10 protein-coding genes are annotated in these 11,585 nt (G+C 71.1%); 4 read left to right on the top strand and 6 right to left on the bottom strand.

The window, feature by feature from the left end:
• The first annotated feature begins 257 nt into the window (after nt 1-257).
• Both ACFQGL_RS31975 and ACFQGL_RS31980 read left to right on the top strand, forming a co-directional pair.
• Nucleotides 258-599, top strand: a complete 342-nt coding sequence (locus tag ACFQGL_RS31975) for a hypothetical protein (protein ID WP_377516372.1) — start codon at nt 258-260, stop codon at nt 597-599.
• A 129-nt stretch (nt 600-728) separates the two neighbouring features.
• The gene (locus ACFQGL_RS31980) at nt 729-1,010 is read left to right on the top strand and encodes a DUF7660 family protein (RefSeq protein WP_377516373.1); all 282 of its coding nucleotides are present in this window, start codon (nt 729-731) and stop codon (nt 1,008-1,010) included.
• Between the two features lie 98 nt (nt 1,011-1,108).
• On the opposite strand, the gene ACFQGL_RS31985 is transcribed toward ACFQGL_RS31980, so the two are convergent.
• Nucleotides 1,109-1,339 (bottom strand): hypothetical protein, encoded by a 231-nt coding sequence (locus tag ACFQGL_RS31985; RefSeq protein ID WP_377516374.1) that lies wholly within the window; start codon nt 1,337-1,339, stop codon nt 1,109-1,111.
• A gap of 477 nt (nt 1,340-1,816) precedes the next feature.
• Nucleotides 1,817-5,317, bottom strand: a complete 3,501-nt coding sequence (metH, locus tag ACFQGL_RS31990; RefSeq protein WP_377516384.1) for a methionine synthase — start codon at nt 5,315-5,317, stop codon at nt 1,817-1,819.
• 277 nt (nt 5,318-5,594) lie between these two features.
• On the opposite strand from metH, the gene ACFQGL_RS31995 reads away from it, so the two are divergent.
• Together ACFQGL_RS31995 and ACFQGL_RS32000 are read left to right on the top strand one after the other, a co-directional pair.
• A complete protein-coding gene (locus ACFQGL_RS31995; protein ID WP_377516375.1) occupies nt 5,595-6,464 on the top strand; it encodes a PAC2 family protein in 870 nt (289 codons plus the stop codon).
• 132 nt (nt 6,465-6,596) lie between these two features.
• Nucleotides 6,597-7,388 carry a GntR family transcriptional regulator gene (locus tag ACFQGL_RS32000; RefSeq protein WP_377516376.1) on the top strand — a complete coding sequence of 264 codons (792 nt, stop codon included), beginning with the start codon at nt 6,597-6,599 and terminating at the stop codon, nt 7,386-7,388.
• 109 nt (nt 7,389-7,497) lie between these two features.
• On the opposite strand, the gene mshC is transcribed toward ACFQGL_RS32000, so the two are convergent.
• The 4 genes from mshC to ACFQGL_RS32020 all read right to left on the bottom strand — a co-directional run bounded on the left by mshC (nt 7,498) and on the right by ACFQGL_RS32020 (nt 11,056).
• Complete coding sequence (mshC, locus tag ACFQGL_RS32005; protein ID WP_377516378.1) at nt 7,498-8,736, bottom strand: cysteine--1-D-myo-inosityl 2-amino-2-deoxy-alpha-D-glucopyranoside ligase; 1,239 nt, start codon at nt 8,734-8,736, stop codon at nt 7,498-7,500.
• Nucleotides 8,737-8,803: 67 nt separating this feature from the next.
• Entirely contained in the window at nt 8,804-9,622 is an 819-nt protein-coding gene (locus tag ACFQGL_RS32010) for an SCO1664 family protein (RefSeq protein WP_377516380.1), read from the bottom strand.
• Nucleotides 9,619-10,203: a DUF3090 domain-containing protein gene (locus tag ACFQGL_RS32015; RefSeq protein ID WP_377516382.1), complete on the bottom strand. Its 585-nt coding sequence runs from the start codon at nt 10,201-10,203 to the stop codon at nt 9,619-9,621. Before ACFQGL_RS32015 ends, ACFQGL_RS32010 begins: the two co-directional genes overlap by 4 nt.
• A gap of 139 nt (nt 10,204-10,342) precedes the next feature.
• Nucleotides 10,343-11,056: an MSMEG_4193 family putative phosphomutase gene (locus ACFQGL_RS32020; RefSeq protein ID WP_377516383.1), complete on the bottom strand. Its 714-nt coding sequence runs from the start codon at nt 11,054-11,056 to the stop codon at nt 10,343-10,345.
• Nucleotides 11,057-11,585 lie beyond the last annotated feature (529 nt).

Consider the following 11,585-nt stretch of genomic DNA (forward strand, 5'->3'; position numbering starts at 1 on the left):
CGGACGAAACCGCAACGCCGCCGGTCGTCGTCCGGGCCCGCCGCAGGCCGGCCAGTTCTTATGAAACATGCCCTAGGCGCGGTTCCGTCACCAGCATTGATGGTTGCGCGAACTGGGCGACGGTTGGCAGTTGGTGGAGACCAGCGGGTGGCAGGATCCGCCGGACCTGCTCGGGGCCGGACCTGCAACCTTGTCGCTCTGCCCCTTGCGGGTCGACCGCTTCGATCTGCACTTCATCGAGCAGGCATCATGGCCCGGTGCGACTACTGACGGCAGATGAGTTCAAGGCCACGCACGGGAGTCCACCGGCACCAGTCGACGTCGATGAGCGTCCGCCGTTCGACTTCTGGCCCTACTTCGACGCCATCCCCCATGATCACTTCGCCGGCCACGACTTCAGCCGCGAGGAGGTGACGAACGTCTGGCAGATGCCCAACGGGGCGTATCAGCATGTCCTCATCGCGTCCGAGACGCCGAACGTGTTCATGGTGCTCGTGCTCAACCTCGGGGCAGCATCGGTACTCGGCCACCACCTGCTCGACCTCAACGAGCTCTACGGGCTCAGCCAGTCACCCTCGACACCGCTCGACGAGCACTAGAAGCGTCCACTGCGTCGGCAGCCGAACGGGCCGGATTCAGGGCCCGCTCAGGTGGTGGCAACGGCGTCAGCTGACGGTGGCCGTCGGGGCCGGCAACACGACCGACTGTCAGCACGTCAAAATGGCCCGGTGTCAGTTCACCAACCCTACGGCCGCTTCGCCGACGTCGATGACCCGCCCGCCACTGCCACCCGACAGGACATCGCACGTCTGGTCGACGGCATGCAAGCTGACCTGATCGCGCACCCCGACGAGTGGGAGAACACAACCTTGGAGTCCTTCCTCGGAGCGCTCTCGTCGTCTCTCACCGACATTGACGGCAGATACGCCAACGAGGGACGGACCATGCCCGACCAGCCAACCTGGCAGCTCGTCGGCGAGGCACTGTTGATGGCCAGTGGCTACGAATAGCCGCAGCGGCATCCAGCGGTCTTCGGCGTGCAGCGCTCAACCCGAGGTCGTCCTCGTCGGATTCCACGATCTCGGACGGCCGTCAGCCACGGAACCGATCAGATCCGGCGACGAGGTGCCTTGCCGCCACCGTCGCCGTACGGAGGCGAGACGCCCAAGGCTCGCCAGAGGTCATGGAGCACCCGCCCGAGCCGTTCGCTGTCGTCTGTCGACAGCTCCGCGACAGGCAGCCCGGCGGCCTGGTGTTCGCCGATGTTGTAGATCAGGTCCGCGAGCGACGTGGCTGTCGGTCGGTCCAGGCGAAGAACGACGTCCCTGTCCTCAGGCATGTCCCGCACCCTACGGCGGTCTGACGGCTCAGTGTTCGCGTGACCTGTGGCGAACCTGGCCCGGGCTGGTCGCGCTCGCTACCACCACTACCGCCTGACGTCCCCGTCCTCGGGCGGAGTCTCCACCTGCTCAACGCTCAGGCGCGGGATCGCGTCCACGTGCACACCCCAGCGCTCCACCAACGCCGCCAACCGGTTCGGACGCGGGCGTCGAGACCCAGGCGGCGGAGTCAACGCGGCCAACAATGTCACGGCCGCCGCCACTACCTCCTCGAATGCCTCGACACTCGGATCTGCCCCAAGCTCGTCCACAGCATCCAGCCAGTCCTGCCACTGCCTGCCCGCACCGACATCGTCCGCCGGCCAGCCTCCTGGACTCACCCATACCCTTTCTGGTCCTCGCAGTCGCAGACCGTGTGATCGTGCTTCAGCGGCCTTCCAGGCGGCCTCAGGTGCAGGTCAGGACACCTGAGGTCGTCACTTGGCGTTGAAGTAGCTGGCCTCCGGGTGGTGGACCACGATCGCGTCGGTGGCCTGCTCCGGCATCAGCTGGAACTCCTCGGACAACTCCACCCCGATCCGGTCCGCCCCGAGCAGATCCACGATCTTCGCCCGGTCCTCCAGGTCCGGGCAGGCCGGGTAGCCGAACGCGTACCGGCAGCCCCGGTAGTCGTTGCGCAGCAGGCCGGCCAGGTCCGTCGGATCGTCGTGGCCGAGCGGACGGCCGTCGGGCAGGGTCAGCTCGGAGCGGATGCGCCGGTGCCAGTATTCCGCCAGGGCCTCCGTGAGCTGCACGGAGAGCCCGTGCACCTCCAGGTAGTCGCGGTACTCGTTGCGGGCGAACAGCTTCGCCGCGTACTCACTGACCGGCTGGCCGACGGTGACCAGTTGCAACGCGACAACATCGAGCTGGTCGCCCTTGGGCCGGAAGAAGTCCGCGAGGCAGAGCCGCCGCTCCTGCCGCTGGCGGGGGAAGGAGAACCGGGCCCGCTCGGCGTGCCCGTTCTCGTCCAGCACGACCAGGTCGTTGCCTTCGGAGTACGCCGGAAAGTAGCCGTAGACCACGGCCGCCTCCAACACCTGGTCGGCGATCAGCCGGTCCAGCCAGTAGCGCAGCCGCGGCCGGCCCTCGGTCTCCACCAGCTCCTCATAGGACGGACCGCCGCCGCCACGGGCGCCGCGCAGCCCCCACTGGCCCAGGAAGGTGGCCCGCTCGTCCAGCAGAGCCGCGTAGTCGGCCATCGGCACGCCCTTGATCACCCGCGTACCCAGGAAAGGCGCGGCGGGCACCGGCACGTCCGCGGCCACGTCGGAGCGGACCGAGGAGTCGTGCAGCTCCGGCAGCGACTCGGTGACCACCGTGCGCTGCCGCTCGCGGCGTGCCCGCCGGGCCGCCAGGGCCGCCTCCCGCTCCGGGTCGACCACCGGCGCACCGCCGCGCTTGGCGGTCATCACCCGGTCCATCAGGGACAGCCCCTCGAACGCGTCGCGCGCGTAGTGCACCTGGCCGGGGAAGACCGACCGCAGGTCGTCCTCGACGTACGCCCGGGTCAGCGCGGCACCACCCAGCAGTACGGGCCAGCGCTCCGCGACCCCGCGGGTGGCCATCTCGGCCAGGTTCTCCTTCATGATCACGGTGCTCTTGACGAGCAGCCCGGACATGCCGATCGCGTCGGCGCGGTGCTGCTCGGCGGCCTCCAGGATGGCGCTGATCGGCTGCTTGATGCCGATGTTCACCACCTCGTAGCCGTTGTTGGACAGGATGATGTCGACCAGGTTCTTCCCAATGTCGTGCACGTCGCCGCGCACGGTGGCGAGCACGATCCGGCCCTTGCCGCCGTCCTCCGCGGTCTCCATGTGCGGCTCCAGGTATGCCACCGCGGTCTTCATCACCTCGGCGGACTGGAGCACGAACGGCAGCTGCATCTGCCCGGAGCCGAACAGCTCACCGACCACCTTCATCCCGTCCAGCAGGATGTCGTTGATGATCGACAGCGGGGCCCGGCCGTCGGCCATCGAGGCGTCCAGGTCGGCCTCCAGGCCGTTGCGCTCACCGTCGATGATCCGCCGCTTGAGCCGCTCGTCCAGCGGCAGCGCGGCCAACTCCTGCGCCCGGCTGGCCCGGGCACTGGTCACATCGACGCCCTCGAAGAGTTCGAGGAAACGCTGCACCGGGTCGTACCCCTCGCGGCGCCGGTCATAGACCAGGTCCAACGCGACCTGGCGCTGCTCGTCGGGAATCTTCGACATCGGCAGGATCTTGCTGGCGTGCACGATCGCGGAGGTCAGCCCGGCCTGCACGCACTCGTGCAGGAACACCGAGTTGAGCACCTGCCGAGCCGCCGGGTTGAGCCCGAAGGAGATGTTCGAGATGCCCAGGGTGAAGTTGACGCCCGGGTAGCGGCTGGCGATCTCCCGGATCGCCTCGATCGTCTCGATGCCGTCGCGGCGGGTCTCCTCCTGACCGGTGGCGATCGGAAAGGTCAGCGCGTCGATCAGGATGTCGGAGCGGTCCATCCCCCAGCGGCCGGTCAGGTCGTCGATCAGCCGGGCCGCGACCCGGACCTTCCATTCCTGGGTACGCGCCTGGCCCTCCTCGTCGATGAGCAGCGCCACCACGGCCGCGCCGTGCTCGCGCACGACCGGCATCACCCGCGCGTACCGGGAGTCGGGGCCGTCACCGTCCTCGAAGTTCACCGAGTTGACCACGCACCGGCCGCCGAGCATCTCCAGCCCCGCCTCGACGACGCCCGGCTCGGTGGAGTCCAGCATGATCGGCAACGTCGACGCGGTGGCGAACCGGCCGGCCAGCTCCCGCATGTCCCGGGTGCCGTCCCGGCCGACGTAGTCGACGCACAGGTCGAGCAGGTGCGAGCCGTCCCGCGCCTGGCTGCGGGCGATCTCCACGCAGGCCCGCCAGTCCTCGGCCAGCATCGCCTCGCGGAACGCCTTGGAACCGTTGGCGTTGGTCCGCTCTCCCACCATCAGCACCGAGGCGTCCTGCGCGAACGGCACCGGGTGGTAGACCGACGAGACACCCGCCTCGTGCCGCGGCTCGCGAGCGGTGGCGGTCGCGCCGTTCAGGCGCTCGTTCAGCACCCGGATGTGCTCCGGCGTGGTGCCGCAACAGCCGCCGATCAGCGAGACGCCGTACTCGTTGACGAACCGCTCCAGCGCGTCGGCCAACTCCACCGGGGTGAGCGGGAAGTATGCCCCGTCGGCGGTCAGCACCGGCAGGCCGGCGTTCGGCATCACCGACACCGGGATCCGGGAGTGCTGCGACAGGTAGCGCAGGTGCTCGCCCATCTCGGCCGGACCGGTGGAGCAGTTCAGGCCGATCAGGTCCACGCCCAGCGGCTCGATCGCCGCGAGGGCCGCGCCGATCTCGCTGCCCACCAGCATGGTGCCGGTGGTCTCCATGGCGACCTGGCAGATGATCGGCACCTGCTGGCCCAGCTCGGCCTTTGCCCGCTTCGCCCCGACCACCGCCGCCTTGACCTGGAGCAGGTCCTGGCTGGTCTCGATGATCAGCGCGTCCGCGCCGCCGGCGATCAGACCGGCGGCATTCTCCTGGTACGCGTCGCGCAGGATCGCGTAGTCGGTGTGCCCGAGGGTGGGCAGCTTGGTGCCCGGGCCGATCGAGCCGAGCACGAACCGGGGCCGCTGCGGCGTGCTGGCCGCGTCGGCGGCCTCCCGGGCGATGCGGGCTCCCGCCTCGGACAGCTCCCGGATGCGGTGCGGGATGTCGTACTCACCCAGGTTGGCGAGGTTGGCGCCGAACGTGTTGGTCTCCACGCAGTCCGCGCCGGCGGCCAGGTACGCGTCGTGCACCCCACGGACGACGTCCGGCCGGGTGACGTTGAGGATCTCGTTGCACCCCTCCAGCCCGTCGAAGTCGTCGAGCGTGAGGTCCGCAGCGTGCAGCATCGTGCCCATCGCGCCGTCGGCGATGAGGATCCGGTCGGCCAGCACATCCATCAACGAGTTCCGCACCCGTACAGGCTAGTTCCGTTTCCCCCGGACCCACCGTTCCTCCGTGCCCGATCCCATATTGTGTCAGCGGGATCACGCCGTCCGGTTCGTTATCGTATGACCGGGTGCTGGCCGGGCCGACCGGCGCGGCCGACGGGCCGCATCCCTGCCTGGCACGTAGGCTGACGGACGTGAAGGACAACAGGGACGCCGCTGTGCCTTACGGTTCGACGACCGGGCACGGTCCCGGCGCCGGCCGCGACGAGCAGGGTGGGGTGACGGCGTGACCGAGTTCGACGGACTGCCGGTGCTGCGCTCCCCGGTGGCCATCGTCGCGTTCGAGGGCTGGAACGACGCCGCGGACGCCTCCACCGCCGCCGTCGAGCACCTGGAGCAGGTCTGGCACGCCCGGCAGATCAGCGAGCTCGACCCGGAGGACTTCTACGACTTCCAGGTCAGCCGGCCGACCGTCACGATGGCCGACGGGGAGACCCGTCGGGTGGAGTGGCCGACGACCCGGTTCATGGTGGCCAGCCCCGAGGGCACCGAGCGGGACGTGGTGCTGATCCGGGGCATCGAGCCGAGCATGCGCTGGCGTACGTTCTGCGAGCAGGTCCTGGAGATCTGCCACAGCCTTGAGGTGGAGCGCGTCGTGCTGCTCGGCGCGCTGCTCGCCGACGTGCCGTACACCCGGCCGTTGCCGATCAGTGGCAGCGCCTCGGACGCGGAGGCCGCCGAGCGCTACCAACTCACGCCCACCCGCTACGACGGGCCGACCGGCATCGTCGGCGTGCTGCACGACGCGTGCAACCGTGCCGAGGTGGACGCGGTCTCGTTCTGGGTGCACGTGCCGCACTACGCCAACAACCCGCCCTGCCCCAAGGCCACCCTCGCCCTGCTGCACCGGGTCGAGGAGGTGCTCGACCTGCCGGTCCCGATGGCCGATCTGGCCGAGGAGTCCGCCGAGTGGGAGCAGCGGGTGCGTGGCGCCGCCGAGCAGGACGCCGAGCTCGGCGAGTACGTCCGCGAGCTGGAGGAGCGGGTCGGCGACGAGGGGATCACCCCGCTGACCGGTGACGAGATCGCGCAGGAGTTCGAGAAGTACCTGCGGCGCCGGGGCGGCTCAGCCGGTCCCACCGCCGGTTCCTGGTAGCGGCTGTCTTCCTGCGGGCCCCGGACCTCGTTGTCCGGGGCCCGTTTTCGTGTCCCCTCGCGCGTGTCCGGGGTGGCGAGGTCACACCCGCTAGGGCATCCTAGGAACCTAGATGTGATCAAGGAGGCGGGTATGCAGATCAATCCCGGGGCCGCCGAGTTCCCGCACCGGCAGATCGCCGCGCAGCTCAAGGCCCAGGTCCGCCGCGGCGACTGGGGGCCGGGCGAACGACTGCCGTCCATCCCGGCCATCGCCGAGATGTTCGGCGTCGCCAAGCAGACCGTGCAACGCGCCGTCGACCAGCTGCGGGTCGAGGGCATCCTGATCACCAAACCCGGCTCCGGTACGTACGTCCGAGGCACCCGCCGCCGACTCAACCGGCTCTCCCGCGGCCGGTACGGCGGCTTCCGCGGCTACCACACCGATCTCGCCGCCCGGTACCGCCAACAGCTCGTCTCCGTCGGCCGCGCCCCCGCACCCGCCGAGGTGGCCGACGCCTTCGGCGTGCCCGACGGCACCGACCTGCTCTGCCGCCGCCACCTGGTACGCACCGACGACTCGCCGGTCGAGGTGGGTGCCTCCTGGTTCCTGCCCGCCGACACCGCCGGCACCTCGCTGGAGCGCGCCGAGGCGTTCGGCCGGCCGCTCTACCAGGAGGCAGAGGAGGCCACCGGCCGGCGGTACGTCTCGGCCACCGACACCATCAGCGCCCGCCAGCCCAGCCGGGACGAGGCCGAGACCCTGCAGATCCGACCCGACACCCCGGTGCTGCACCTGCTGCACGTCGCCTACGACGGGCACCGCAAGCCGATCGAGGTCGCCCAGGCCACCTGGCCCGGTCCGATGACCACCCTCACCGAGGAGTACCAGGTCCCAGGCCCAACCCCCGACCCAGAACCCGACCCCGGCCTAGTCCTCGGCTAACCCCCCGGCCCGCATCGCCCTCCCCCAGCCCCGCCCCGTTGATCAAGAGCTTCGCGTCACCGTTGGAGCCGAACCTGACGCAAACCTATTGATCAACAGGGCAGGGGGTTCAGAGGTGGATGCCGAGGAGGGCGTCTACTGTTTTGGCGAAGAGGGCGGGGGCATTCTTGTCGGCCGTCGCGCCGGCGAGGGTCTGGTCGGCCCAGCGGTCGGCTGCGGCCAGGGCGCCGGGCGTGTCCAGGTCATCGGCGAGGCGCTCGCGTACGCCGGCCAGCAGTTCGGCCCCGGACGGCCCGGCGGGCGCGGCGGCGGCCTGCCGCCAGCGGGCCAGCCGCTCCTGCGCGGCGGTCAGCAGCTCATCGGTCCAGGTGCGGTCGCTGCGGTAGTGCCCGGACAGCAGCGCCAACCGGATCGCCATCGGGTCGACCTTGTCGGCGCGCAGCCGGGAGACGAAGACCAGGTTGCCACGGGACTTGGACATCTTCTCGCCGTCCAGGCCGATCATCCCGGCGTGCACGTAGTGCTCGGCGAACGGCGCCTGGCCGGTCAGCCGCTCGGCGTGCGCCGCGGACGCCTCGTGGTGCGGGAACAGCAGGTCGTTGCCGCCGCCCTGCACGTCGATCCGGTCGCCGAGCAGGTTCAGCGCGATGACCGCACACTCGATGTGCCAGCCCGGACGGCCCGGGCCCAGCTCCCCGCCCGGCCAGGACGGCTCGCCCTCGCGGCTGCCGCGCCACAGCAGCGGGTCCAGCGGGTCGCGCTTGCCGGCCCGGTCCGGGTCACCGCCGCGCTCCGGGAAGATCTCCAGCATCTGCTCCCGGGTCAGGTTCGACTCGTAGCCGAACCGGCCGGTGGCGGAGATGTCGAAGTAGACGTCGCCGGTGCCGTCGTCGAGCCGGTACGCGGCACCGTCCTTGAGCAGCACCTCGACCTTGTCGGCGATGTCCGGGATCGACTCGACCGCGCCCACGTAGTGCGCCGGCGGGATGATCCGCAGCGCCTCCATGTCCTCCCGGAACAGTGCCGTCTCGCGCATCGCCAGGACCACCCAGTCCTCGCCGTCGCGGGCGGCCCGCTCCAGCAGCGGGTCATCGATGTCGGTGACATTCTGCACGTAGCGCACCGGATGGCCGGCGTCGCGCCACATCCGCTGCACCAGATCGAAGGTGATCATCGTGGCGGCGTGCCCGAGGTGGGTGGCGTCGTACGGGGTGATGCCGCAGACGTACATGCTGCCGCCGCCGGCCGGCTCGCTCGGCTGGACACTCTGCCGCGCCGAGTCGTACAACGCCAACGGCTCGCCCCTGCCCGGCAGCTGTGGCACCTCGTGTCCCGCCCAAGACTCCATGACTCTCAGCCTAGCCAGCGCCACGACGGCTCCGGGCCGCCCCACGGGTGATCAAGATGACAGCGGATCACATGGGCGGCCAGGGCACCGCAGGCCAGTCCTCGGACGGCTGCGGGAAGCAATCCGTACGGCGCAACTCGTCGATGCGGGCGGCCAACTCGGCGATCTCGCTGATCGTCAGGTGGTCGGCCAGCTCCGCGCCGAGCGCACCGGTGACCTGCCCGGCGAGCCCGTCGAGCATCTCCATGGCATCCGGCGGCAGCTGCTTGCCGGCCCAGCCCCAGAGCACCGTACGCAGCTTGCCCTCGACGTGGAAGCTCACCCCGTGGTCCACGCCATAGATCCGGTCGTCGCCACCGACCAGCACGTGACCGCCCTTGCGGTCGGCATTGTTGAGCACCGCGTCGAGCACCGCGAGCCGGGCCAGCCGCGGATCGTCGGCGTGCGCCAGCGCGTACGCCGTCCCGTCGTCGTCGCGGGCCGCGGCGATCGGGAACCAGCGCGGCGGCAGCGCGTCGGCAGGCACGAACCCGACCAGCGGCTCGGCCTCCTCCGGCTCGTCGATCCAGAGCTGGCAGGAGCCCGGGCCGAACGGGCCGTCCCGCAGCACGGTCGGCGGCACCAGGTCCCAGCCGGTGGCCCGGGAGACCAGGTACGCCGAGACCTCCCGGCCCGCGAGCGTGCCGTCCGGGAAGTCCCAGAGTGGGCGCTCGCCCCGTACCGGCTTGTAGACGCAGCGGGCCGTGGCGTCATCGAGCGTCAGGATGCCCCGCAAGGTGGTGTTCGAGGCGTCGACCAGCCGACCTTCCAGGTCGAGCGCGCCGTCTCGCAACAGCCGCAGCGCGGCGTCGTCGTCGTGCAGGGGCTGGAGGCCGGACAAGGTCACCGGTGGTAACCGTTGTGCCGCGGGCAGAGGTGCCCGGCGGGGTCCAACGGCTGGCCGCAGAGCGGGCACGGCGGCCGGCCCGCGTTCACCACTCGCCGGGCCCGCTCGATGAACTGGCGGGTGGCCTGCGGGGTGAGCCGGACCCGGAGCCGGTCCAGATCCTCGTCGGGCTCGTCGTCGTCCTCGTCGTCGTCGTCGACCTCGTCCTCGTCGCCCAGCTCGACCTCGGCCTCGACCTCGCCGGCCGCGATCGCCTCGATCACCACGGTCGCGGTGTCCACGTCGAAGGCCAACCCGAGCGTCCCGACCCGGAACTCCTCGTCGACCGGCGTGTCCAGCGGCTCGTTGTCGCCGACCGCCGGCGGCACCTCGGGCAGGTCCACCCCGAAGCGCCGCTGCGCCTCGGTGAGCAACTCCTCGAGCTTCTCGGCGAGCAGAGACACCTGGACCTTCTCCAGCGCGACGCTGACCAGCCGACCGCCGCCGCGGGCCTGCAGGAAGAACGTGCGCTCCCCCGGCGGCCCGACGGTCCCGGCGACGAACCGCTCCGGCGGTTCGAAGGCGTGCACCTGGTGGGTCATACCCACGACCCTATCCGGCCCGTCATGGCATCGCGCACCCCACCGACCCGAATCGCCGCAGCGGCGGCGCGCCCGACGTACCGGCGGCTGCACCCGGGCGTGGCGACCCATCGACCCCCTGCTCGGAGCCCGGACCCGATCATCGCGTCGCCCCGGCCCCGCCGCCGACGGCGGCGTCGGAATCGGCCGGGCGGGTCGACCGCCGGCGCCGCTTACGCGGCGGCGGGACCAGGGCGGCGAGATCGCCGCCGGTGTCGTTGAGCCGGACCAGGAACGGCCGTAGCGGCGTGAAGCGGATCGCGGTCACCGACGCCGGGTCGGCCACGATCCGCTGAAAAAGATCCAGGTGTACGCCGAGAGCGTCCGCCACGATGGCCTTGATCACATCACCGTGGCTGCACGCCAGCCAGACCGCCTCGGGCCCGTGCTCGGCGCTCACCCGGGCGTCCCAGGCGCGTACCGCCCCCACCGCGCGTGCCGCCATCGCCGCCATCGCCTCCCCGCCCGGGAAGACCGCCGCGCTGGGACGCTGCTGGACCACGGGCCACAGCGGCTCCTTGGCGAGCTTCTTGAGCGGCTGCCCCTCCCAACTGCCGTAGTCGCACTCGATCAACCCCTCCTCGACCACCGGCTCGGCCTGCGGAAGCGCCAACTCCAAGGTCTGCCGGCAGCGAACCAGCGGGCTGGTCACCACCGCGGCCAGCGGCACCGCCCGCAACCGCTCACCCACCGCGGCCGCCTGGGCGCGCCCGGTCTCGTCCAGCTCGACCGGTTGCCGACCGGCCAAGCCACCGTCGGCGTTCGCCGTCGTGCGGCCGTGTCGCAGAAGCAGAAGGGTTGCCACGCTGACCACCCTAGGGCCTCGTCACGCTGTGGTTCAGGGCGGCCGGCGGTTGGCTCGATGTGGCGGCCTGGGCTGGTTGCGTGCTCGGTGTCGGGTTGCGGTGCGTCGGAGGCGGGGTGCGTCGGGGCGGGGTGCGCCGCTCGCGGGGTGCCGGGCTCCGGGCGGTCAGGCTTGATCCCCGCGCCGGGACACGGCGGGCCCCACCCGGTGTTGGGTGGCCGCCGTCCGTCTGAGCGGTATACCTGTGAGTCATAAATATACCTGCGAGGTATATCCCTGGCTGCCGGCTAGACACCGGGCCACGGCAGCGGGCCCTCGCGCCCGCCCAGCGCGTCGCGCCCCCAGGCCGCCCCAGCGCGTCGCGCCCCCGCGCCGCCCCAGCGCGTCGCGCCCCCGCGCTGCCCCCGCGCGTCGCGCCCCCGCGCCCGGCCCCGACGTGCCCCCACGCTCCGAAACCCGTGGAGCGCCCACGCCCCCCAGCCCCGTCGATCTAGGGCATATCGCTGCTCTCGTAGATCAACTAGCACCGATATGCCCT

Origin of the sequence: Micromonospora vulcania (assembly GCF_042658605.1) — a bacterium.
Lineage (GTDB): Bacteria > Actinomycetota > Actinomycetes > Mycobacteriales > Micromonosporaceae > Micromonospora > Micromonospora vulcania.